Source organism: Arsenicibacter rosenii (genome assembly GCF_001870735.1).
GTDB lineage: Bacteria > Bacteroidota > Bacteroidia > Cytophagales > Spirosomataceae > Arsenicibacter > Arsenicibacter rosenii.
The window spans coordinates 34,134-56,588 of record NZ_MORL01000031.1 but is presented as its reverse complement, the minus strand read 5'-3'; the positions used below and the strand labels follow the sequence as shown (position 1 = coordinate 56,588).

The following is a 22,455-nucleotide window of genomic DNA, read 5'->3' as shown; positions in this document are numbered from 1 at the left end:
TGCTTAGCCAGCAATCGTCAGGGTTTGTTTGCTCGTGATGCCTGACGCATTAAACAGTTTCAAGCGGCAAATCAACTGTAATCAGGGTACCGATGTCCTCGCCTTCGACCAGTTTCAGCAGATTACCGCCTTTGTTCATATCGAACACGATGATCGGCAAGTTGTTTTCCTGGCATAATGTAAAGGCCGTCAGGTCCATCACACTCAGTTTCTTTTCCAGTACATCCTTAAACGTAATGGTGTTGTAACGGGTCGCCGTTTTGTCTTTCATCGGGTCGGCGGTATACACGCCGTCTACCTTGGTACCTTTCAGGACAACGTCGGCCTCGATTTCGATTGCCCGCAAGCTGGCTGTCGTATCGGTAGTGAAATACGGGTTACCCGTTCCGGCTCCGAATATGACAATCCGTCCTTTTTCGAGGTGGCGTACGGCACGGCGGCGTACGTAGGGTTCACAGACCTGTTCCATTTTGATGGCCGACATAACCCGCGTGTACATACCCTGGCGCTCACAGGCGCTTTGGATTGCCATCGCGTTGATGACCGTTGCCAGCATACCCATGTAATCTCCCTGCACCCGGTCGATCCCCGAGCGCTCACCCGTTACCCCGCGGAAGATATTACCTCCGCCGATAACGATAGCTACCTCAACACCCAGGTCGACGACTTGCTTGATTTCAAGGGCATATTGCTCCAAAACAGCTGTGCTGATACCAGAACCGTCGGCGCCAGCCAGAGCCTCACCGCTCAGCTTGAGCAGGATTCGCTTATACTTCAGTTGATGAGCCATGTAGGGAATTTTGGCCGCAAAGATAGGAAAAAGGAAAAAGGGACAAAAGGTAAGCCAGGGAAGGAGTCAGGCAAATAATGCTTTTTTATCCTTCGACCGGCTTTCCCGCTGTCCCTTTCCGGATGATCGTTTACACAAAATCAATAAGTACCTGATTTTTCTCAACCCGGTCGCCTTTAGCCACCCGGATGGATTTAATGGTGCCTTCGCCTGGTGATTTAATGTTATTTTCCATCTTCATCGCCTCCAGAATCAGCACACTATCCCCTTTAGCGACCACATCGCCGGGCTGTACGTTTACACTCACAATCAGGCCGGGCATCGGCGCTTTCAGATCATTGAGTTTCGATTTGGCGGCGCTGCTCATGCCCATTTGCTCCAGCAGCATGTCGAACCGGTCTTTCACCGCTACCTGATGAATCGTCTGATTAATTTTCAGGCTGATTGTTTTTTCAGCCGTATCCACGCTCAGTACTTCGGCCGTAAATGACCGGTTTTTGTGCAGGATGTGAAAGGTCCGGTCGGAAAGCCGGACGAGATTCCAGTGGAATGGCTCCTCGTTCAGAACCGGCACTCCGCCGCTGAATGCTATTTTTTGCGGAGAGCCGCCGTTTACGGTTGCTTGATACATTGTAGTTTCGAGGTTTAAGGTAGAGCCGCAACATCTTGCGGCTCCGGCCAGGGCAAGATATAGCAAAAAAAACGAGCCACAAAATAGTCCGCAAAACGAGCCGCAGGATACTGCCGGAACTGAGCCGCAAGATGCTGCTGGAACTGAGCCGCAAGATGTTGCGGCTCTACTTGTTGGTCAGATATATTCCCAGCAGACAGATACCCATGCCGGCATATTGCGTGAAATAAACGGACTCGCCGTCGGCAATGCCCCAGCACAACGCCACAATCGGGATTAGGTACGTAACGGACGAGCCGAACACAGGGCCCGCCAACTGCACGACGCGGTTGAATAATATCGTCATAACCCCCGACCCGAAAACGCCCAGGGTCAGCAGGGCCGGCAAACTGCGCCCTACGCCCGGTGCCGACAACCGCTGAAACACATCCGTGGGCAGCAGGGTCAGCAGGGCCAGCGGCCCGATGGACATAAAAATCCAGCTGGTCGACACCAGTGACGGCAAATGCCCCAGATACCGGCCAATGAGGTTGATGTTGGTGCCATAACACAGGGTAGCAATGACGACCAGCAACGCATAGGCATTTACGGTAAAGCGGCCGGTTGTGCTGAAAAACACCAGCAGAACCGAACCTGCCAACCCAAGCAGAACCCCGGCCAGCTGACGGCCCGGAATTTTCCGGCCAAAGAAAAATGCCCCGATCAGCAGTGTAAACAGCGGACTCAGCGAGTTCAGCGCCCCCGAGAGGGAACTGTTGAGGTGGGCACCGGCAAAGGCAAAGATAAACGCCGGGATCAGATTACCCAGCAGACCGGCGGCCAGCAACACCACCCACCGCTGCTTTACCGAAGTCCGGATTTGGGGCTGCCGGCTTTGGTGCGTCAGGAAAGGCACAAAAAACAGCCAGGCCAGAAAAATACGGCCCGCAGCTACCTGCTGGGAGGAAAATACGTCCAGACTCCGCTTAATGAGGATAAATGAACTGCCCCAGACCAGAGCGAGGATGCACAGAAAAGCCCAGGCTACCCATGTGCGGGCAGGGGTTGCCGGCACCGTAGTTGCCGTAGATGTTTCAGTCATTAGAAAGGTGGTATGTTAGTGATTGCGTAAGCGGCGCAACGGGCAGTTCTTACGACAGAACCCCCTCCGGCTGGTAAACCTGTTGCACGGTTTCCAGAATAGCCAGCACCTCGGCATAGGTATCGGCCGTTACAAGCTGAGCCCGGTACTGCTTGAAGTTATCCAGCCCTTTGAAATAACTCGCATAATGGCGGCGCATTTCAAAAATACCGACCCGCTCCCCTTTCCAGCGAATCGAAAAGTCGAGGTGTTTCAGGCAGACCTCAATCCGGTCGCTGATGGTCGGTGCCGGCAGGTGTTCGCCCGTTTTCAGGAAATGTTTGATTTCGTTGAATACCCACGGATAACCGATGCTGGCCCGGCCAATCATAATTCCGTCAACGCCAAAGCGATTTTTGTATTCCAGCGCTTTTTCAGGGCTGTCGATATCGCCGTTGCCGAAAATCGGAATCGTAATCCGGGGATTTTCCTTGATCCGCCCGATCAGCGTCCAGTCGGCATCGCCCTTATACATCTGTACCCGCGTCCGGCCGTGTACGGTCAGCGCCTTGATACCGATGTCCTGCAACCGTTCGGCAACGTCAAGAATATTTTTGGTATTATCATCCCAGCCCAGCCGCGTTTTAACAGTCACCGGCAAATGGGTTCCTTTCACAACGGCTTCGGTCATCTTCACCATCTTCGGGATATCCTGCAGCAAGGCCGCCCCTGCTCCGCGGCACGCTACGTTCTTCACCGGACAACCGTAGTTGATATCAATCAGGTCCGGATTAGCCCGTGTGGCAATTTCAGCACAGGAGCCCATGGTTTCGATATCGGAGCCAAACAGCTGAATACCGATCGGGCGCTCATATTCAAAAATATCGAGTTTCTGAACGCTCTTGGCAGCATCGCGGATCAGGCCTTCCGACGAAATAAATTCGGTATACATCAAATCAGCTCCGTTTGCCTTGCAGACCGCCCGGAACGGCGGATCGCTGACATCCTCCATCGGAGCCAATAGCAATGGAAACTCACCTAAGTCAATGTTTTCGATTTTTACCGATTTATTCTGGTTGCTCATAATTTGTTAATGCTGGTTCTACCCGTTTCTCCGAAACACCGTTCTCCCGCTGAATCGTTCCTGCGTTTGGTTTTGCCGGCAGGATTTACAAGATTGACCATTCGTAGTATGCGGTCATCCTGTAATCTGGCTAAAGTAACTTCCCGGACAGGTTTTTTCGATTCAGAACAGACTTAAACTCAATTCTACCGTAAATTTACGCAATTATGCAACCCAACTATACATCATCTACGGGCGGATTTAACGGCCTCACCCCGCTGCGCAGCCTTTTATTGCTGACCGGTTGTCTGTTGCTGGGCATGACGCTGGGCGCTCTGCTGGCCGATGGCACTGTATATGTGCTGTCGCCTCTGTTTGGTCAGGACCCGCCGCTCCGGCTGCTGCCCCTGATCAAAAATCCGGGCCGGTACGCCAACGGCTGGCCTTTGCTGATGATTGCCCAGGGCGTCAATCACCTCTTCAATTTTCTGATTCCGGTACTCGTTTACCGGAAAGTCTTTGAACGCAGTAACTTTCCGGCCATGAATGACCGCCCTTTAGTTGCCGTTTCAGGGCTTGGGCTGGTAGTGATGCTTGTGATTATTTTTATGCCGTTCAATGCCCTGCTGATTGAGTGGAACCAGAACCTGACGCTGCCGGAGACCCTCGCGCCGGTTGAGAAATGGATGCGCGCCAAAGAAGATGAGCTGTCCGGCCTGACCAAATTTCTGACCAGTTTCAGCTCAACCGGCCAGTTGATTCTGGCCATTCTGATTATTGCGGTCATTCCGTCCATTGGCGAAGAAGCCCTCTTCCGGGGCGTATTACAGCGTAATTTTGTGCAGTGGACCGGCAATATGCATGTCGGTATCTGGCTGGCCGCGGCTATTTTCAGTGCTATTCATATCCAGTTCTACGGCTTTTTCCCCCGTATGCTGTTAGGGGCGCTGTTTGGCTACCTGTATGCCTGGTCCGGAAATTTGTGGGTACCGATACTGGCCCATTTCGTAAATAACGGGTTTACGGTTTTGATGGTCTATCTTAATAAGCAAAAGGTTGTTTCGGTGAATATTGAAGAAACGGAATCCGTTCCGGTTTTGGGCGCTTTGGTATCAATGGTTCTTTCATTCGGAATATTGTACTATTTTCGTCAAATTAACCAACCCAAGCCATCCGGATCAGAACGGCTTTAGTCAACGCATATGTTAGTCAACTGGGAAAAAGTCCTGACAACCCCCTTGCCGTTTCGGGCCGAACTAGCTAAAGCACTGCTGGCCGAACATGATATCCAGGCCGTAGTCGTCAACAAAAAAAGCAGTAGTTACCCTCCTTTTGGCAACTGTGAGCTCTTTGTTCCGCAGGAACACGCGATCGTCGCCAAAGTAATTCTGGATAATGAAACAACGTTTAGCTAACCTCTCTAACCTGCAACAACGGATCGTTGCCGCTATTGCAGGTATTTTTTTAATTCTTGGCGCCATCATGTACGCCGACTGGAGTTTTGTGCTCCTTTTCTGTGCCATCAGTGCACTCACCCAGATTGAATTTTACAGGCTGCTCGGTCTCGACGGGAACCAGCCGCTTACCTTTTATGGTACGGTGGTTGGCTGTTTTATCTGCCTGCTCACCTTTTTTATCGAAAAGGAATTTATCCCGCACGATACCTACTTTCTGATCTGCCCGGTAGCGTCGATGGTCTTTCTGATTAAACTGTATAAAAAGAAAGACATGAAGCCCTTCACCAACATCGGCTTTACCTTTCTGGGCATCATCTATGTCGCGGTTCCTTTCGCGCTGCTGAACGTGCTTGCATTACGCGGAGGCAGCTACCACCCTAAAATCATCCTTGGCTGCCTGCTCTTGTTGTGGGCCAGCGACATCGGCGCTTACTTTGCCGGCACCAAGTTTGGCCGCCGTAAGCTCTTTGAACGGGTTTCACCGAAAAAATCATGGGAAGGCAGTCTGGGCGGGGCAGCCATGGCCGCGATTATTGCCTTTATCCTGACCATCTACGCACCGGACCTCAAACCGTGGCAGTGGTATTGCGTCGGCGGCATTATTGTCGTGACCGGCACCTATGGCGATCTGGTAGAATCGCTGTTTAAACGCAGTATTGCCATTAAGGACTCCGGCAGCAGCATTCCCGGCCACGGTGGTTTTCTGGACCGCTTCGACGGGTTGTTACTGGCGGCTCCGTTTATCATCACGTTTCTGAAGCTGTTTGCCTGATTTAGTGACATCCGGGCGCTGAATGAATAAAGCCGGCTTTAAAGAGCCGGCTTTGTGCTAAACACAGCTACAGTTTACGTATACAAAATATAAAATATCCAATAAACAGTTACACTTTTTGGGTATATTGTTGTTATACTTGTTGTCTATTTTACATAATGTTAATCTAAAATGGCCAACACAACGACCGCTTCACCTTCATTTACAAGCTACATCAGCTCATTATTTCAACGTAAAGTACTGCGTACCGACAGATCCCGATGGAATTACCAGTATGAACGCGGGTCTTGGGACGGGCTCGAAAAACTGGATGAGCTCCCGCGTTTCAGTATCATAGCCGGCCTGATTCAGTTTCTTAAGCCCGATGCGCCGGCTATTCTGGAAATTGGTTGCGGAGAGGGGATTCTGGCGCAGCGTATCGGACGGAATGCCTACTCTTCATTCATTGGCACTGACGTGGCCGATGCTGCCATCCAGCGGGCCAATGAACGCTTCGGAGATGATAAAACGGTATTCGAGGCCGTTGACATGAACGACTATACTACCAGCCAACAGTTTGATGTGATTATCTTCAATGAATCGCTGTACTACCTGCGTCCTATGGCCGAAAAACTGGCCGGACAGTATATTCCGATGCTGAAGCCAGGCGGAATCATGATCATTTCATTGAACACAGGCCCTCATGCCGACGGCGAAACTAAATGGAACCTGATCGACACCCTGTTTGATACACTGGACAAAACGCTGGTTGAAACGACTAAAAACGGCTGGATTGTCAAAACCCTGACGCCCAAAGTAAGCCAGTCATAACCGGAGTTAACTGTTTGCAGGCTCGCTCCCGTGCCGAAAGCACTGGTATCAGGCATCTGTCCGTTACCGGTGCTTTTTTTCTGTGATATCCTTTCTTGTCCGGCACATCCTGAGCCCTGATCCGGCAATTTTCAGGCCTCCCCGAGTCCGTTCATTCCGCAAATCAGGGCCTCAGCTTCCTAACATTTCTTAAAAAATTCGATTAGATAAGTAAGGATTCTGTTTCCTTTCGTTATTTTGTAATACATCAGCCCCAAATGCTGACTTAGTAAGTTAATTCATGAACGCTGTACTAACGAAAATAGCTATACTCTTTCTTCTGGTATGCCTCGCCGGTGTCTTTACCGACACAAAGGCTCAGGGCCAGGAACGACAGGTTACGTTTACCGGCTTCCTGACGGGAGGCAAAAGCAATGAACCCCTCCCGGGTGCCTACATCTACATCCCGCGTGCCGGCCGGGGGGTACTGTCGGCCAACAACGGTTATTTTGCGCTGCCGGTTTTTCCGGGGGATAGTATCATTTTCAGTTATGTGGGCTATAAAACCCAGTATCATATCATCCCCCGCCGGCTAAGCGACGTGACCTATTCGGCAGTAGTGGCCCTTCAGGAGGATGTCAAAACGCTGGCTGAAGTAAAGGTCTATCCCTATGCTACAGAACAGCTCTTTAAAGAGGCTTTCGTAAACATGAAGCTCCCCGACGAAAAAGAACGGGAGAATCTGGCCAAAAATATGGACCCGATGTACCTGATGCGCATGTCGGCCATTACGCCAATGGGGGCCGTTGCCAACCATCAGTATTTCATGAACCAGCAGATTTTCGGGCGTGACGCCATTACCAGTCGCGGGCAGGCCAATACCATTCCGTTCCTGAATCCGCTGGCCTGGGCTAATTTTATACGTTCGATTAAACGGGGCGACCTCCAGAGCAAAGAATACCGGAAAATCCTGAATCAGGCCCCTCCGGAAAATATTAAACGCGACGATCTGCTGCGCGAGAACTAAGGTCTGTCAGCTTTTTCGCACCAAAAGGTGCGATGATACCGGTAAAACACAGTATTTTCCCGGGGTCATCGCACCTTTTTCTGTTTTGTATAGTATTTTGTCAGCATGATCACTGATTTAGATAAAACAGACCGACTGATTCTGACGCTGCTCCAGGAAAATGCGCAGCTGACCATGCAGGAAATCGGACAACGCATTAATCTGTCCAAGACTCCGGTTCATGAACGGATTAAACGCCTTGAACGCGAAGGCTACATTGACCGGTACGTGACCATCGTGAACAAAAAAAAGCTCGGTAACCTGTTGCTGGTCTATTGCCAGGTCACGCTCGACAAGCAAACCCGCGACACGTTCGCCGACTTTAATAAAGCGATTAACAACATGCCCGAAGTGCTTGAGTGCGTTCTGGTGTCGGGCACGTTCGACTATTTGCTCAAAGTAATTATCCGCGATATGGAAAGCTACAACCGTTTTTATCAGGAACGCCTGTCGGTTATTCCCGGTATTCTCCATATTTCCAGTTTTTTTGTCATGGATGAGGTGAAAAGCACTACCAATATTCCCCTTAACGCCTGACCCCTTTATCCATACATTCCCGTACAAAAGAAAAAAGAGACACACCACCATAAGCCTGCTACTTTCACTTATCTTTTGGGCATAATTTTTTGATTATGCTTACCAAACGACGCCTTTACATGACCCTTGCCGGTGCGGCCTGCACCCTCAGTTTACTGACAGGCTGCCAGTCCGGGAATCAACAGCAACAATCTGACGCTACAGCGACGACCGCTGCCCACGCCGATACACCCGACAGTACGGCGGCCAGCGCAGCTGCCCCGCCGGCAACAACCCCGGCTGCCGATCCGGCTACGATCCCTGCCGACAAGCTAGCCGACGCGGCCACCATTCTGTCGAGGCCGCAGGTGCCTGTCCTATGCTATCACCAGGTGCGTGACTGGCGGGCGAAAGACTCTAAAAGTGCAAAAGATTACATCATTCCGGTGGCCGCATTTAAGGAGCACATGAAAATGCTGGCCGACAGCGGTTACCATACGATTCTGCCGGATCAGCTGTATGCCTACCTGACCACCGGCGCCAGGCTGCCCGAAAAACCGGTGATGATTACCTTCGACGACGGCGACCTCGACCAGTACGAAACCGCCCTGCCGGAGCTGGATAAATACGGTTTCAAAGCTTCATTTTTCATCATGACCGTGGCCATCGGCCGGCGCGGGTATCAGCCGTATATGGACAAGGCCCAGATCAAAGACCTTGCCGACCGCGGGCACACCATTGGCCTGCATACGTGGGATCACCACAACGTGAAGAAATACCAGGGCGACGACTGGAAAATTCAGATCGAAGAGCCAAAGAAAAAACTCGAAGCCATTATCGGGAAACCAGTGTATCACTTTGCCTATCCGTTCGGGCTCTGGAACGAAGCGGCCTTGCCCGAACTTAAAAAGCGGGGGCTACTGACGGCCTACCAGCTCGCCGAAAAGAAACGAGACCCAAACGATCCGCTTTTCACCATCCGCCGGATTATCGCCGGAGGCCAGTGGAGCGCCAAAACCCTCGCCCGGAATATGACCGGCAGTTTTCATTGATTTTGTTTGTAGAGACGCAAGATGTTGCGTCTCAGTTACCGGGTATAAACAAGCCCATGATAGTGAATAGATGCCTGTACCGTAGTTATTCCCTCTTTGCGAAAGCGCTTCAATAATCGCACACCTAACAGACGGTTAACAGCTATGCCACCAAATGGCGGGATAATTCCCAACGGCTGAGACGCAAGATGTTGCGTCTCTACGAAGTTTGCTGCTTGTATTGAAACGCATGGCTGATCAGCTCCTGAAGCACGTCAAGGTTTACGTCGCTGAGCTTTTTGATGTAGACACAGCCCTTGCCGGTCTTGTGTTTGCCAAGCTGCGTCAGCAGGGGCTCCCGTTCGGGGAAGCCGCTTGACAGGTACAGCGTCAACGCATCTTTGCGGGGTGAAAAGCCAACCAGGGGTGCGTCGCCTTCCCGGCCGCTTTCGTATTTGTAGTGATAACTCCCGAAACCGACGATGGCCGGTCCCCACATTTTCGGAGATGCGCCGGTTTGGGCTTCGATGATACTGACCAGCTGCTGACTGTCGGTACGTTTGCTGTCATCAGCGATGGCGCTCAAAAAGGTGGCCACGCTGTTTGTTGTTTCAACTGTCTTATTTTGAGCCATATTAACAAAGGAGATCGGAGTGTAAAGCGGTAATGAACAGGGTAGTAAGATACAAAAAAAGCCGGACAAATGCCCGGCTTTCTGCTACTGATTCGGCTCAACCCTGAACCAGTCGAAATCCGCAAACCCGGAGTCGTTGATCTGCGTGGTACGGGTGCAGAACAGCCCCATTTTAGCTCCGATCCACTTGCCGGGCTCTGCCTGAAACGGCTCACCGGCGGCCGTGTACGACTTCCCGTCGAGGCTGTAGCTGAACTGGCAATGGGCCCCGCCGGTCATGCGCATCCGCAGGTATATTGTCCCGTTGGGCAGTTTTGCCAATACTTGTTCTGCTTCCGGTTTACCGTCGACCGCTTTCCGGCAAACCCCATATACCAGCTCCAGGCCGTCTTTCCGGCTCCGGATCGCCAGACTGGCATAACTCTGCCCCATCAGCACCAGTCCCGCCTTTTCGTTTTCGAGCTTTGGATTGGCCGTAAACGTCATTTTAGTGGTGGCGGTAAAGGCTTCGGCAGGGAGCTTCTGCATCAGTACATTCGGCACGTCCCACAGGTTTTTAGCCTCCTCAGGGACTTTCCAGGAATACAGCCTCAGAAAACCCAGCTTGCTGGTGGTCATCCAGGTGCCTTTCGGATTGGCCTGCCATTGCCACTGAAGGCCTACTTTCAGGTCGTTAAACTCATCGGATTCAGCTGGTGTAGCGATCGGGTATGTGGCACCAACAGCCGGCTTTGCGTAAGTCAGTACCGGCTCCCCTTTACCATCGCCGTCCGGGTCGACGCCAATCACCGGCCAGTCGTTGATCCAGCGCATGGGTTGCAGGTGTACCACCCGCCCGTAAGCCTCCTTGTCCTGAAAATGCAGGAACCAGTCCTGCTGCGGCTTTCCTTTGACCGGCGGCGTATCGACCCACGCGCCCTGATGCGGCCCGTTGACCGGCGTTTTTCCCTGGTCGAGCACAATCCGGCGCTCATAGGGTCCGTAAATATTTTTCGACCGCAGTACGAGCTGCCAGCCCGTCGGGACACCTCCGGCCGGTGCAAACAGGTAATAGTAGCCGTTGCGTTTGTAAATTTTCGGCCCCTCAATGGTTGGATCGGTTTCGTGGCCGTCGTAGACAATCGCCCCTTCGTCGATCACCTTCGTTCCGTCGGGGCTCAGTTGCTTCACAGTAATAATGCTTTTGATACCCGCCCGGCTACCGGCCCAGCCATGCACGAGGTATACCTTGCCGTCGTCATCCCAGAGCGGACAGGGATCAATGAGCCCCTTGCCGCTTTCGACCAGCACCGGCTCCGACCACGGCCCCGCCGGATGGGTTGCCTTTACCATGTAAACGCCGAAATCGGGATCGGGGTAATAGATGTAAAACTCGTTTTTGTGGTACCGGATTGCCGGTGCCCACACGCCGTTGCCATGCTGCGTTTTCGCGAAGTGGTCAAGGGGAGGCTGCCGCTTCAGGGCGTGGCCGATCAGCGTCCAGTTTACCAGATCGCGCGAATGCAGCACCGGCAAGCCGGGCACTGCATCAAAGCTCGACGCAATTATGTAGTAATCCTGACCGGCACGGCAGGCATCAGGGTCTGAATAATCAGCATTCAGTACCGGATTTTTATAGGTCCCATTTCCCTGATCCGACACCCAGACTTTCGAAACATAAGGGGCGGGGTTAGCCGGCGCGTTCTGTGTCCATCCATAAACCGGCAACAGCAACGCAACAGCAGCAAGCGATATCGTTTTCATGTTGTATTTTTTGACAAATAGTCGGATTAACAGCCGGAATAACCTTTTTTTTGCTTTCCCACATAGCCACATAAGTTCACAAAGAGACGCCAGCCATCAAGTATCCAGTATCAAGCATCAAGCCTTAACGTACTTCCCACGGACTTGTGCCGCCGAAAATAGCTTGTACTGTATACCGTTTGGCTTCCCTGGCTGACAGTTGCTTTGACCATTTCACCCGGCCGGCCGGATTCGCGCCGGCGCCTGTACTGCCATATTCGGCATACAGCACGGTCTTTTCATTCGCCGGATTGTTCCAGTTCTGCCAGCCTTCGGGGAGGATATGTGCTCCCATCTCCGTCCGGATAAAGATCGTTTTGGCATGCGGTCGCCACGGACGACCCAGATAGACCTTCTGCACGGCCGGATCGGCAATCAGTTTGCAGTCAGAGAAGACAAAGCCATACGGCTGATAGTCGGGTGTAGCGGCGGCGGTGATGTATGAATTCACGAGGCTTTTGATTGTACACCCCTGAAAAACAGCCGTTGCCTTACCGAAGATGAAATCCGTCGTACCTTCGATGTAGCAGTTTTCGTAGTACTGACGGGTTCCCTCGCGCGCCGCAAACAGCGTATCCTGATTGCCCAGCAACCGGCAGTTCCGGACGATGCACCGGTCTCCCTCCACATGCAGGGCCACCGCCTGCCCGACCCGGCCGGCCGTGTTCTGAATCGTCAGGTTTTCGAGGATAATGTCAGGAGCATCGACCAGTACCACAAACGAAGTATAGGTGCTGAACTTGTCCTTACCGGTCGCATCCTTCCCCCCCGGATACGCTTTGCCGGAGTAGTCATTACCGGTAATAATGACCCCGTCGCGGCTTTCACCAATCAGGTGGATATTGGGTTTCCAGGACGGAATAACCAGTTTTTCGGCATAAGTGCCATTTTTGATGTAGAGCGTCACCCGCACCTGCGAATGGTCGCGGAAGGCATTGACCGCCTCCTGAATGGTACGGAAACTGCCGCTTCCATCCTGCGCTACCGTAAATGAAGCGGGATAGGTCACGGATGCCGGTGGTGTGGTCTGAGCAAATGACGCACTGAATACAAGAGCGATAAAACAAAGAAGCAGACTTGCCGTACGCATGTCGGAAAACGAGGTTAGCTGATACACAAGAAAATGGCAGACTAGTTATATCCGGCGAAAGCATACGTTTCAAATCGTAACCCGTACTTCGTAAATCCTTTGCCGGTTTATACCAATAAATCTTTGTTAGATACCATCCATTAACCGGATTTCCCAGGCGATCCCCGCCTTTTTTTATGCAAACGTTGCCGGTAACGTTCCCGGAGGCGATTATTTTTCCCGCACTTCCGGCCGTAACCGGTTATTTTTGCCCCAGACATTAGCTCAACCATTCAACGCACATGACTATCTGGTACCTTACCGATCTGGTGGGCACAAGTGTTTTTGCCATCTCCGGGGCGCTGACGGCCCTCAGCAAAAAAATGTATCACGACCTGTTCAGCATCTTTTTTATCGGCTTCGTCACAGCCATCGGCGGGGGCACCCTGCGCGACATCATCATGGGGTCGCACCCTATTGCCTGGATCCGCGACCCGAACTACCTGATTGTGATTGTCGGCAGTGTGTTGGTAGCGGTGTTCCGGCGGCGGTGGTGGCTTGGTGCCCTGAAGCGTCCGTTGTTGCTGTTCGACACCCTGGGCGTGGGCATTTACACGATTCTGGGCCTGCAAAAAGCGCTGAGTGCCGGCGTGAACAGCTGGGCAGCCGTATTGCTGGGCATCATGTCGGCCATTTTCGGCGGCGTCATCCGCGACACGCTGGTCAACGACCTGCCCGTTATTTTCGGTAAGGACCTATACGTGACTCCTTGTTTTACCGGTGCGGTCATTTACCTGTCGTGTACCACCCTTGGCCTCGACCCCACCCTTAACTTTATGCTATCGGCCGGTACCATCACCCTCTTCCGCCTCCTCGCCATCCGGTACCAATGGTCTCTGCCGAAAATTGAGTAGGTTGGTCTGTTCTTTCACGCCCCGGCCTGAAGTCCGGGGTTAACTGTTCAGAGGTGGGTTAGCCTGACACCCGCACACCCCACCCCTAACGCCATGCTTTAGCCTGGCGCTCGACATCATCATCAGCCCTACCCCCTCACGGCTAAAGCTGCTGCCGGTAGCAGTCCTCCCACTGCCCCAGCCTGAAGTCCGGGGTTAACTGTTCAGGCAATTGCCTGGCATCCTCACTACGCGCCCCCCCCCCCTAGCACCATACTCTAGCTTGGCGCGCCCCCACACACAAATCGGTTGAACTATTTGGAGAATAAATTTTACGCGCTTAAAATTGTGTCAGATTTACACGTTTTGAAAACTCCGGCGATAAAACAGCGCAAAGGGGTGAAAAACGTGCACCGGATACCATAATCTGCTTAACTCATTTAACCTGTGAACATGATTCAGACTTTACCGAAGGCGGTGGCCGTCCTGCTCGCATCGGCTTCCCTGGCGCTTGCCCAACCGGCTCCCGTCATCAACGTGAATACGGCAAAGCCGGTTGCGGAAATTCAGCCGACGATGTGGGGCGTCTTTTTTGAGGACATTAACTTCGGGGCCGACGGCGGCATCTATGCCGAACTCGTCAAAAACCGGTCGTTTGAGTTTTTTAAGCCGCTGATGGGCTGGAAACAGGAAGGCAAAAAACGCACAGAAGGTGATCTGCTGGTGCAGAACCGCAAGGATGCAGGCAGCAACAACCCGCGCTACCTGCACATCACGGCCAACAACCTCGCTACCGGCGACATGGGCCTGACCAACGAAGGCTTTAAGGGCATGGGCCTTAAAAACGGCCTTCGCTACGATTTTTCGGTCATGTATCGCCTCGCATCGGGTAGTATCAGTCTGCGTGCGGAGCTGCTGAACGAAAAAAATGAGGTGGTAGGCAGCGGCGTACTGACACCGGCTACCAAAGACGGACAATGGCACAAGCAACAGGTAAGTTTTACCACTTCGCAGACGGTACAGAAAGGAAAACTCCGCCTGTGGGTGGAAGGCAAAGGTACGCTGGACCTCGACATGGTATCACTGTTTCCGGTTGATGCCCGCAAAAAGGCCATCACCCTGACGCTGGTACCGCACTCGCTTTCGGTTATCCGGATACCTGTTAACTAACTTTAACCACGAAGGCGGGAAGAACCAATGCAGCACGAAGAAAATAGCTGATCCTGTATTTCCACGCTGTGTTTGACATACCACATAGACACATAGGGCACATAAGACTAAATATCTTTGTTTTTCTATGTGGATATGTGGTAAATCTTTAATTACACCTTCTACCAGGTGCACTAAAAATCAACGATGCACAGGCAAAATTATGCTTAGTGTGCTTACTTGGTGCCCCTTCATGCCTTCCCGCTGTCGTGGTTTTATTTTTTGTACCGTTTCAGAATCGCCATGATTTTGTGGTGAATGGCGGTGTTTTCGTACATGCCCCGGAAATCGAGAGAGTGCGGGCCGTAGGCAAACACCGGCACCATCACACCCGTATGATCGTTCGTGCTGAAATGGCCGTCGACATAGCCGCGTTTCAGGTCGCCGTCGAGCAGGGTCAGGCCACCGGTTTCGTGGTCGGCCGTAACAATGACCAGCGTTTCGCCGTTTTCGTCGGCAAAGCGCATGGCTTCGCCGATGGCGCGGTCAAAGTCAACCATCTCGCGGGCCACATAGCCGAGGTCTCTGGCATGCCCGCCGTAGTCGATCTGCGCCCCTTCGGCCATGATAAAAAAGCCTTCTTTCCGGCCTTTCAGCTCGCGGATAAGTTTGTTGAGCCCGTCTGACAGAAAACTGGTACGGCCCTTGTGTACCGCCCCGACCGCCTGGTCGTCGAGCAGCACAAACGGGGGCTTCAGCGTTTCCAGCTCGCCGAATGTGGTACCGATCTGATAGTGCCGTTGCCGGAGTGTATCCAGCACGTGCCGGTCATTAAAGAACCGGTAACCGCCCCCGATCAGGATGTCGACCGGCGAACGCAGAAAATCCGTGGCAATCTCATGTTCAAACGCGCGGTCGGGCTGATGAGCATAGAACGCAGCCGGGGTGGCATCCGTCACGCTACCAACGGTAATAATCCCCGACGGCATGCCCCACTGCCGGATCAGGGCCGGAATGGCGGGTAAAGCCGCTCCCGTTGAATCAACGCCGATGTAGCGGTTGTTGGTTTTTGAGCCGGTGGCCATCGCTGTGCCGCCCGCCGCCGAATCGGTGATATAGGTGTCGGCCGCACTTGTTTTGGAGAACCCGATGTTGAGGAACTGACCGAGGTTAAGCGCCCCGCGGTTGGCCGTCAGACCGGCATAAATCTGCGCCAGCCCCATGCCGTCGCCGATCAGCAGAATCACATGTCTGACCCGGCTGCGCTCGTCGTTGTTGCGGTAGGTCGGCTGATATGGGGTATGGAAGCTGGTATTCTGAAACTCCGCCGTCGGGCGGCTGTTGAGAAACCCGGCCAGTTCGGCAATGTGGTCGGTATTGATGAAATCGACGCCGAGGTTGATCAGTGCTTTCCACGTGTTTACGTTGTCGGGGGTGGCCCAGAGCCGGACTTTTTTGCCCTGCGCGTGGGCCTTCCGGATCATGGCCAGCAGTTTCGCCCGCTCTTTTTTCACAATCAGCCCTTTACCGTTCCAACCGCTGTAGGTCAGAAACGACTGGCTGACCAGGCCGACGTGGGTCAGCTGTTCATCGGTGTAGGTAATGTCGGGGCGACCGTCGAATTTCAGCCACGAGGGGTATGAAGCAAACTGCTCCGGCTTCGGCATGTTGCCGCTCACCACCACCTGCACCGGTCCGTTCTCGCCGAAGACGGCCGGATGGGCGGCCAGTTGTTTCACCAACAGCGGCAGGGTTTGTTCGGCGGGTGTTTTCAGGTCGATCAGCAATTGCAAGGGTTGCCTGTCTTCATAAACAGCCCCTTTGCATTCGGTCACTTGCTGCACCAGCGGCTGAATATACAGCGCCTCCAGGGTGCGGTTTCCGGCGATGGCCGACGGGTCATGCGCCACATACAAGGTGCCGTTTACGGCATGTACATCGGCTTCAATGGACCCGAAATGCTGGTGATAGGCCTGCCAGAACGGGATTTTCTGTTCGTAATCGTTGTGCGAATGAGCCTGAGCGGTTGTATATGGCCCGGGCGGTTGGGCATAAACGGATGCTGACAGCAGCCACAGGCTCAGCCATACCCGAATGGCACGGTTATTTTTTCGGAACTTCATTTTTGGGAATTACGCGCGAAAACAGGATCTGGCCCAAATAGTCGATGATCTGTACCAGAAACTGGTTTTCCGTGATCGAGAAGGCCATAAATCCGTTACTGCCGTTGTAAAAAACATTTTCCGGTGTCTTGTGCGGATTGTTATCCGTTTCAGAGCCGGCCCCCGACAGGAAATGGTGCGTCGGGCCCACCGGTTTGTTGTATTGCAGGTCGTGGTCGTGCCCGCAGAGGTAGATATCCACCCCGAATTCATCCAGAATCGGCTTAATCGCCTGCCGGACCGGCCCCGTAACCGCCACCCGTTTACCGGCCGAATACAGCGGATGGTGGCCTACCACGATTTTCCAGCGGATCGACGGGTCAGGGTCAGCCAGAACCTCCCGCAACCAGCGGATCTGGGCCGTGGTATCCTGCTGGCTCAAGGCCGGAGCAAGGTCTTCGTTTTTGTAATAAGCCGGTTCAAAGCCGTTGGTATCGATAAAGACAAACAGCGCCTTGCTTTTGCCAACCCGCTTTTTCAGCGAATAATAGCGGGCCGGCATCCGCCACCGGCGACTGATTTTTGAGTACTCAATCTGAGCATCCACGTTCCCGCCGTAGTCGTGGTTGCCTAACACCGGATACCAGTTCCGCTGGAGATGTGCGTAGGTGTAGACCGACTCAAAACTCCCCCACCACAACGGGTCCTGCACACTGGCAACCCCATTCGGATAGACATTATCGCCGGTTGAAATGACGAAGTTGCCATCCATGCCGGCCATGGTTTTAGCCATCTGGAGCGCAACCGCCTTCTGGTTATATTCCCCCTGACGGCCCCAGTCACCTACTACGACAAAGTTAAGGGCATTTTCAAAGACTCGCAGATTAGCTATACGGCCCAGGGTATAGCCCGCCCGTTCCTGCTTCGCATAGATACTGTTAGCAGGAATCTGGGCAAAAACCGTTTGTGCCGATATAAGAACGCCCACAATAAAGGCGGTCCACATGCGCGGGTTGATCATCATAAGCCTAAAGAACGGCAAAGGTAACAGATGCTTGTGGGACTGATTTCAGCTGCAAGATTACGAATTCATTACCATTCCCGCCACCCTCCTTAAAGTATACCTAATAACTCATTTCGTAACAATTTGACAAGATTCCGGTAATGCTCCGGTAACACGAAAGTCCGTCTTTTGCAATTGCATAGTCAGCTACTGATTCCTGAACCTTTTTTCTTTCGCACATCCTCCCATTTAGTGCTGTACTTGTCCGGCTGACCCGTTTTTCATTGCATTTAACCCCCAAATACGTACGTATGAAAAGCACATTTACGGTACTACTGGCAGGCTTATTCCTGACCGCGATGCGTTCAGAACAACCGGCAATGACCTTCCGCACGCCGTTTACGACCGATTCGCTGGGCGCTTGTCAGGGGGCGGCCTTTATTGATGGCAAAGCCTTTCTCTATGGTGACCGCGAGGTGGGCATGATCCGGCTTTACGACCTGACCGCCGATGGCCTGGCCTATACCAACCGTGAAATCAAACTAACCGAAAAAGGGCAGGACATAATCAACCACCCGACCGGCATTGCCTGGAACGGCAAAGGACCAACCTTTATCGGCAACAGCATCCGGCTGAATCCCGAAGGTACCAAATGGCGGGCCGTAATTTACAGTGTCGACTGGAAGCGGCTGCTGAAAACCGGCACCTTAGACGGGAATCTCCTCAATACCATTGACGATGACGCCTGCATTCAGGGAACCCGTCCCGAATATGTGCGCTACCGGAATAAGTGGTACGTAGCCACGGCCGACTACGGGAACAACGGCAATGAAGTCCGCCTGATGGACCCTGAAAAACTCCATAAAGCGAAAAAAACCAGCGAAACGGGTGTGGTCGTCAAAAAATTCACCTGCACGCCGTTTGTCCAGAACCTGCACTGGATACCGGAGAAAGGCATTCTGGTGCTGATTCAGAACCAGATCGAAGGCCGCCGGTGGCGCTTTACCCTGGTCGATCTGGCCAAATCAATCGAAACGGGCAAGCAGCAGGTGGTCAGGGTAATTGACACCGATGATGCGGACGAGCTGGAAGGATTTACCCTGGCAGGCAACCTGAACCGGGGCATCGCTGTTTCCTCAGCCCGCCGCAACAATGTCCGGTTTGTTGATCTGACCTGGTAAACCTGTCTCCGGCAACATCCTCATATCGAATCACATACAACGTAATACAATCTGAATTTACATGAATCGTTACCCCAACCCTGTTGTGCGGCTGGTGGCTGGTCTTTTTGCGGTGACCGTTCTGTCACAGCCGGCCTTGCCCCTTGCCTACGCCACCGGACGCCCGCTGGTCCGTCCGTCATCAACCAGCCTGCAACGCATCAGCGGTCAGATAACTGACAGCAGCGGACAACCCATGCCTGGGGTCAGCATCGTTGAGAAGCAGACCCGCAAAGGCACCGTTACAGACGGAAACGGCCGGTTTTCGCTGGACGTAAGTGCCGGTGCAACGCTGGTGATTTCGTTCATCGGTTTCGAAACACAGGAAGTGGTGGTTGGCCAGCAGACCAGCCTGACTATCCAGCTGAAAGAAGGCAGTACGATGCTGAACGAAGTGGTGGCCGTTGGGTACCAGACCCTTCGCAAAAGCGACGTAACCGGTGCCATCTCAAATGTAAAGGCCCGCGAGCTGAACGTTACGGCCCCTACCCTGAGCCAGGCACTGGTCGGTAAGCTGGCCGGTGTGCAGGTTTCGCAGGTAAGCGGCGCGCCTTACATCGGGGCCAAAATCCGCGTACGGGGCATCGGCTCGATCAACGCCAGTTCCGATCCGCTGTATGTCATCGACGGATTTCCGGCGGGCAACGATGTGTTCATCAACCCGAACGACATCGAAAGCATTGATATCCTGAAAGATGCTGCCTCGGCCGCCATCTACGGCTCACGGGCCTCGGGCGGTGTGGTCCTGATTACGACCAAACGGGGTAAGGAGGGCAAAGGCAAGGTCGAATATGAATTCCAGTACGGGGTGAACCAGCTCGCCAAAAAGGTGAAACTGCTCAACTCAACGGAGTTTGTGCAACTGCTGATCGACGCCCGCAACAACACCTACCGCGACCTGATGCAGAACGCCGGAAAAGCGTTTACCGACGCCAATTTCTCCGACCCGAATGCCACGCGGGTGGCCAACGTAGGGAATGCCAGCGCGGTTCAGATTCCGGCGGAGTTCTACGACTTTGCGTCCCAGAAACTGATCGCGCCGAAATACAATACCGACTGGCAGGATGTGCTGTACCGGAACGCACCAGTCTCGCGCCACAACCTGACGTTTTCGGGCGGCAACGGCTCTACCCGCTACCTCATCAGCGGCGGTTACCTGAACCAGCAGGGTATTCTGGATCCGACCAAACAGGAGCGGATTAACCTGCGCGCCAACATCGACGGTGAAATCAGCAAAAAATTCAAAGTGGGTTCGAGCATCTTCCTGACATCGACTAACAACCGCGAAGTACAGGAAGGCCGTTTTAATCAGGGGCCGATTCTGGGTGCGCTGATCTACATGCCGATTTTCCGCGCTTACGACGACAACGGCAACCTGATCAAAAACGAAGCGGCCTCACAGTCATCACTTTATGGTTACCAGACCCTTGAGAACCCGCTCGCACTGGCCCGCGAAACGAACATCACCCGCAAGGGCCTTCGCACGAACCTGACCGGTACGGCCAGTTACGACATTGCAAAGGGCCTGACCGCCCGCGCGAATCTTGGCTTGCAGACCTACAACGAGAAGTACGAATACTACCTGCCGACCAGCCTGAGCAACGGGGCGAATCCGCCTTACTCAGCGGCTTCGATTGCCGCCGCCAGGGCAACGGCCCAGACCAACGCCACGCAGAATATGCTGGGCGAACTTACGCTGACGTACAACCGGCAGTTCGGCCGCCACAACCTGAGCCTGCTGGCCGGTTATTCGGCGCAGAAAACCTCGGGCGACCTCATCAGCGTATCGGCGCAGGGATTCCAGAACGACCGGATTCAGGAGATTTCGGGTAAAGGGGCCGACGCCACGAACTTCTTCCTGAACAGTGCGCGGAAATACAACGAGACCCTGCTGTCGTACCTCGCCCGGGCAACGTACAACTTCGATGAGCGGTACTTCCTGACGGCCGCTTTCCGGACCGACGGTTCGTCGCGCTTCGGCCCGCAGAACCGCTGGGGCAGCTTCCCGTCGCTGTCGGCGGGCTGGACGGTTTCCAACGAGCCATTCTACCGCGATTTGGTTGGCGAGACCTCATCGCTGAAACTGCGGGGGAGCTGGGGGCTGACCGGAAACTACAACATCGGGAACTACAATTACCAGCAAACGATGAATAACCCCGGCGGGGCGGTGTTCGGCAACGGTACGATCAATACCGCCGTTTGGGCCGGTGCGCTGAAAGACCAGAAACTGGGCTGGGAATCTACCTCGCAGTTTAACCTTGGCTTCGATCTGGGCCTGCTCAATAACCGTCTGTTGCTGATTGCCAACGGCTACCTGAGTAATTCCTATAACCTGCTCTTCAACCAGCCGGTATCGGCGGTGTCGGGTACGTCGAGCATCCTGACCAACCTGCGGGACTCAAAAGTGCAGAACAAAGGCGTTGAGCTACAGATCGACGGCCGCGTGGTGTCGACCAGCGATTTTAAGCTGAACCTGAGCGGCAACATTGCCCTGAACCGCAACAAGGTCCTGAACATGGGGGGCGCCAATACCATTTTCGGGATCGGTGCCGAACGCTCGTACATTACGCACATCACGCAGGAAGGCCAGCCAATCGGTATGTTCTACGGCTTTAATGTGATTGGCATGGTACAGGAGAAAGATATGGAAGCCATCGCACAGGACAACGCCAATTACAACTCCGCCACCCAGACCTATACCGCCGGTTATGTGCGAAAAGGCCCTGCCCGGTCGACGGCCTCCAGCAATCCGCTCCGCCCCGGCGACCTGATTTTTGAAGACGTAAACGGCGACGGCGTGGTCAACGACGCCGACAAACGCGTGATCGGCACGCCGTATCCGAAGTTTACATACGGCTTTTCGGTAACGTCGAGCTACAAGGGCATCGACCTGAATGCCTCCTTCAACGGCAGTTACGGCAACCAGGTGCTTGATGGTCAGGACTATTACCTGTTCAACATGGAAGCATCGGGCAATCAGTATTCGGTGGTAGCCGACCGCTACCGGTCGGCCAGCCAGCCGGGCAACGGCCAGGTCTACCGGGCCTCACGCGGAGGGACACAGTCGAACAGCACCCGCCTGTCGACCTTCTACCTGCAAAGCGGTTCATTCCTGCGGTGTACCAACATCACCATCGGCTACAACCTGCCATCGGCGCTGGTCAGCAAGATTAAACTCGGCGGTGTGCGGGTCTACGGCAACATCAACAATGCCTTCACCCTCACGAAGTACAAAGGCTATAACCCGGAAGTTGATTATAACTACAACGTGTTCTACGACAGCAGTTCAGGCACCACCGGCGGCAGCAGCTCGGCGGGCAGCAACCTGACCCCAGGCGTCGATTACGGCCTCTATCCGCTGGCCCGTGGCTACAACGTAGGGATCAACATAACGTTCTAACCACTTGTCCGGCTTTCAACTCAAGAAC

The 22,455-nt window shown here is 53.6% G+C and carries 20 protein-coding genes; 11 read left to right on the top strand and 9 right to left on the bottom strand.

Annotation, left to right across the window (positions count from 1 at the left end; translation table 11 throughout):
- Positions 1-49: 49 nt before the first annotated feature.
- From pyrH to dusB, 4 genes are all read right to left on the bottom strand, one after another.
- On the bottom strand, positions 50-790 hold the full coding sequence (gene pyrH / locus BLX24_RS27415; protein ID WP_177225933.1) for a UMP kinase: 741 nt from the start codon (positions 788-790) through the stop codon (positions 50-52).
- A gap of 130 nt (positions 791-920) precedes the next feature.
- On the bottom strand, positions 921-1,421 hold the full coding sequence (locus BLX24_RS27410; RefSeq protein ID WP_071506425.1) for an acyl-CoA carboxylase biotin carboxyl carrier protein subunit: 501 nt from the start codon (positions 1,419-1,421) through the stop codon (positions 921-923).
- Between the two features lie 166 nt (positions 1,422-1,587).
- Entirely contained in the window at positions 1,588-2,502 is a 915-nt protein-coding gene (locus BLX24_RS27405) for a DMT family transporter (protein WP_071506424.1), read from the bottom strand.
- A 49-nt stretch (positions 2,503-2,551) separates the two neighbouring features.
- A complete protein-coding gene (dusB, locus tag BLX24_RS27400; RefSeq protein WP_071506423.1) occupies positions 2,552-3,565 on the bottom strand; it encodes a tRNA dihydrouridine synthase DusB in 1,014 nt (337 codons plus the stop codon).
- Between the two features lie 206 nt (positions 3,566-3,771).
- Between dusB and BLX24_RS27395 the strand changes: the two genes are divergently transcribed.
- From BLX24_RS27395 to BLX24_RS27365, 7 genes are all read left to right on the top strand, one after another.
- Positions 3,772-4,737, top strand: a complete 966-nt coding sequence (locus BLX24_RS27395; RefSeq protein WP_071506422.1) for a CPBP family intramembrane glutamic endopeptidase — start codon at positions 3,772-3,774, stop codon at positions 4,735-4,737.
- A gap of 9 nt (positions 4,738-4,746) precedes the next feature.
- Positions 4,747-4,959 (top strand): putative signal transducing protein, encoded by a 213-nt coding sequence (locus BLX24_RS27390; RefSeq protein ID WP_071506421.1) that lies wholly within the window; start codon positions 4,747-4,749, stop codon positions 4,957-4,959.
- The gene (locus BLX24_RS27385) at positions 4,940-5,773 is read left to right on the top strand and encodes a phosphatidate cytidylyltransferase (RefSeq protein ID WP_071506420.1); all 834 of its coding nucleotides are present in this window, start codon (positions 4,940-4,942) and stop codon (positions 5,771-5,773) included. The genes BLX24_RS27390 and BLX24_RS27385 overlap by 20 nt, the downstream gene beginning before the upstream one ends.
- 171 nt (positions 5,774-5,944) lie before the next feature.
- A complete protein-coding gene (locus tag BLX24_RS27380; RefSeq protein ID WP_071506419.1) occupies positions 5,945-6,583 on the top strand; it encodes a class I SAM-dependent methyltransferase in 639 nt (212 codons plus the stop codon).
- Between the two features lie 280 nt (positions 6,584-6,863).
- Positions 6,864-7,589, top strand: a complete 726-nt coding sequence (locus BLX24_RS27375) for a carboxypeptidase-like regulatory domain-containing protein (RefSeq protein WP_071506418.1) — start codon at positions 6,864-6,866, stop codon at positions 7,587-7,589.
- A 105-nt stretch (positions 7,590-7,694) separates the two neighbouring features.
- Positions 7,695-8,165, top strand: a complete 471-nt coding sequence (locus tag BLX24_RS27370) for an Lrp/AsnC family transcriptional regulator (RefSeq protein ID WP_071506417.1) — start codon at positions 7,695-7,697, stop codon at positions 8,163-8,165.
- A 95-nt stretch (positions 8,166-8,260) separates the two neighbouring features.
- Entirely contained in the window at positions 8,261-9,196 is a 936-nt protein-coding gene (locus tag BLX24_RS27365) for a polysaccharide deacetylase family protein (protein WP_071506440.1), read from the top strand.
- 199 nt (positions 9,197-9,395) lie between these two features.
- Here BLX24_RS27365 and BLX24_RS27360 read toward each other — a convergent pair whose 3' ends face one another.
- From BLX24_RS27360 to BLX24_RS27350, 3 genes are all read right to left on the bottom strand, one after another.
- Complete coding sequence (locus tag BLX24_RS27360; protein ID WP_071506416.1) at positions 9,396-9,809, bottom strand: DUF1801 domain-containing protein; 414 nt, start codon at positions 9,807-9,809, stop codon at positions 9,396-9,398.
- Between the two features lie 84 nt (positions 9,810-9,893).
- On the bottom strand, positions 9,894-11,552 hold the full coding sequence (locus tag BLX24_RS27355) for a glycoside hydrolase family 43 protein (RefSeq protein WP_083422212.1): 1,659 nt from the start codon (positions 11,550-11,552) through the stop codon (positions 9,894-9,896).
- 124 nt (positions 11,553-11,676) lie between these two features.
- Positions 11,677-12,681, bottom strand: coding sequence for a pectinesterase family protein (locus BLX24_RS27350; RefSeq protein ID WP_071506415.1), 1,005 nt, complete (start codon positions 12,679-12,681; stop codon positions 11,677-11,679).
- Between the two features lie 281 nt (positions 12,682-12,962).
- Here BLX24_RS27350 and BLX24_RS27345 point away from each other — a divergent pair, with 281 nt between their 5' ends.
- Positions 12,963-13,574: a trimeric intracellular cation channel family protein gene (locus BLX24_RS27345; RefSeq protein WP_071506414.1), complete on the top strand. Its 612-nt coding sequence runs from the start codon at positions 12,963-12,965 to the stop codon at positions 13,572-13,574.
- Between the two features lie 432 nt (positions 13,575-14,006).
- Positions 14,007-14,723, top strand: coding sequence for a carbohydrate binding domain-containing protein (locus BLX24_RS27340; protein ID WP_071506413.1), 717 nt, complete (start codon positions 14,007-14,009; stop codon positions 14,721-14,723).
- A gap of 254 nt (positions 14,724-14,977) precedes the next feature.
- Here BLX24_RS27340 and BLX24_RS27335 read toward each other — a convergent pair whose 3' ends face one another.
- Both BLX24_RS27335 and BLX24_RS27330 read right to left on the bottom strand, forming a co-directional pair.
- Positions 14,978-16,825: an alkaline phosphatase gene (locus BLX24_RS27335; protein WP_071506412.1), complete on the bottom strand. Its 1,848-nt coding sequence runs from the start codon at positions 16,823-16,825 to the stop codon at positions 14,978-14,980.
- Positions 16,806-17,828, bottom strand: a complete 1,023-nt coding sequence (locus BLX24_RS27330) for a metallophosphoesterase (RefSeq protein ID WP_229201906.1) — start codon at positions 17,826-17,828, stop codon at positions 16,806-16,808. The genes BLX24_RS27335 and BLX24_RS27330 overlap by 20 nt, the downstream gene beginning before the upstream one ends.
- Before the next feature lie 290 nt (positions 17,829-18,118).
- Between BLX24_RS27330 and BLX24_RS27325 the strand changes: the two genes are divergently transcribed.
- Both BLX24_RS27325 and BLX24_RS27320 read left to right on the top strand, forming a co-directional pair.
- Positions 18,119-18,988, top strand: coding sequence for a hypothetical protein (locus BLX24_RS27325; RefSeq protein ID WP_071506411.1), 870 nt, complete (start codon positions 18,119-18,121; stop codon positions 18,986-18,988).
- Positions 18,989-19,049: 61 nt separating this feature from the next.
- On the top strand, positions 19,050-22,427 hold the full coding sequence (locus BLX24_RS27320) for a SusC/RagA family TonB-linked outer membrane protein (RefSeq protein ID WP_071506410.1): 3,378 nt from the start codon (positions 19,050-19,052) through the stop codon (positions 22,425-22,427).
- The last annotated feature ends 28 nt before the right edge of the window (positions 22,428-22,455 follow it).

What these genes read in the sequence shown, in the direction of transcription:
- BLX24_RS27340 (WP_071506413.1), top strand. Translation starts at nt 14,007, where the DNA reads ATGATTCAGACTTTACCGAAGGCGGTGGCCGTCCTGCTCGCATCGGCT.
- BLX24_RS27365 (WP_071506440.1), top strand. Translation starts at nt 8,261, where the DNA reads ATGCTTACCAAACGACGCCTTTACATGACCCTTGCCGGTGCGGCCTGC.
- BLX24_RS27385 (WP_071506420.1), top strand. Translation starts at nt 4,940, where the DNA reads ATGAAACAACGTTTAGCTAACCTCTCTAACCTGCAACAACGGATCGTT.
- BLX24_RS27375 (WP_071506418.1), top strand. Translation starts at nt 6,864, where the DNA reads ATGAACGCTGTACTAACGAAAATAGCTATACTCTTTCTTCTGGTATGC.
- BLX24_RS27390 (WP_071506421.1), top strand. Translation starts at nt 4,747, where the DNA reads ATGTTAGTCAACTGGGAAAAAGTCCTGACAACCCCCTTGCCGTTTCGG.
- BLX24_RS27325 (WP_071506411.1), top strand. Translation starts at nt 18,119, where the DNA reads ATGAAAAGCACATTTACGGTACTACTGGCAGGCTTATTCCTGACCGCG.
- BLX24_RS27410 (WP_071506425.1), bottom strand. Translation starts at nt 1,421, where the DNA reads ATGTATCAAGCAACCGTAAACGGCGGCTCTCCGCAAAAAATAGCATTC.
- BLX24_RS27380 (WP_071506419.1), top strand. Translation starts at nt 5,945, where the DNA reads ATGGCCAACACAACGACCGCTTCACCTTCATTTACAAGCTACATCAGC.
- BLX24_RS27395 (WP_071506422.1), top strand. Translation starts at nt 3,772, where the DNA reads ATGCAACCCAACTATACATCATCTACGGGCGGATTTAACGGCCTCACC.
- BLX24_RS27330 (WP_229201906.1), bottom strand. Translation starts at nt 17,828, where the DNA reads ATGATGATCAACCCGCGCATGTGGACCGCCTTTATTGTGGGCGTTCTT.
- BLX24_RS27350 (WP_071506415.1), bottom strand. Translation starts at nt 12,681, where the DNA reads ATGCGTACGGCAAGTCTGCTTCTTTGTTTTATCGCTCTTGTATTCAGT.
- BLX24_RS27360 (WP_071506416.1), bottom strand. Translation starts at nt 9,809, where the DNA reads ATGGCTCAAAATAAGACAGTTGAAACAACAAACAGCGTGGCCACCTTT.
- BLX24_RS27335 (WP_071506412.1), bottom strand. Translation starts at nt 16,825, where the DNA reads ATGAAGTTCCGAAAAAATAACCGTGCCATTCGGGTATGGCTGAGCCTG.
- dusB (WP_071506423.1), bottom strand. Translation starts at nt 3,565, where the DNA reads ATGAGCAACCAGAATAAATCGGTAAAAATCGAAAACATTGACTTAGGT.
- BLX24_RS27345 (WP_071506414.1), top strand. Translation starts at nt 12,963, where the DNA reads ATGACTATCTGGTACCTTACCGATCTGGTGGGCACAAGTGTTTTTGCC.
- BLX24_RS27370 (WP_071506417.1), top strand. Translation starts at nt 7,695, where the DNA reads ATGATCACTGATTTAGATAAAACAGACCGACTGATTCTGACGCTGCTC.
- BLX24_RS27405 (WP_071506424.1), bottom strand. Translation starts at nt 2,502, where the DNA reads ATGACTGAAACATCTACGGCAACTACGGTGCCGGCAACCCCTGCCCGC.
- pyrH (WP_177225933.1), bottom strand. Translation starts at nt 790, where the DNA reads ATGGCTCATCAACTGAAGTATAAGCGAATCCTGCTCAAGCTGAGCGGT.
- BLX24_RS27320 (WP_071506410.1), top strand. Translation starts at nt 19,050, where the DNA reads ATGAATCGTTACCCCAACCCTGTTGTGCGGCTGGTGGCTGGTCTTTTT.
- BLX24_RS27355 (WP_083422212.1), bottom strand. Translation starts at nt 11,552, where the DNA reads ATGAAAACGATATCGCTTGCTGCTGTTGCGTTGCTGTTGCCGGTTTAT.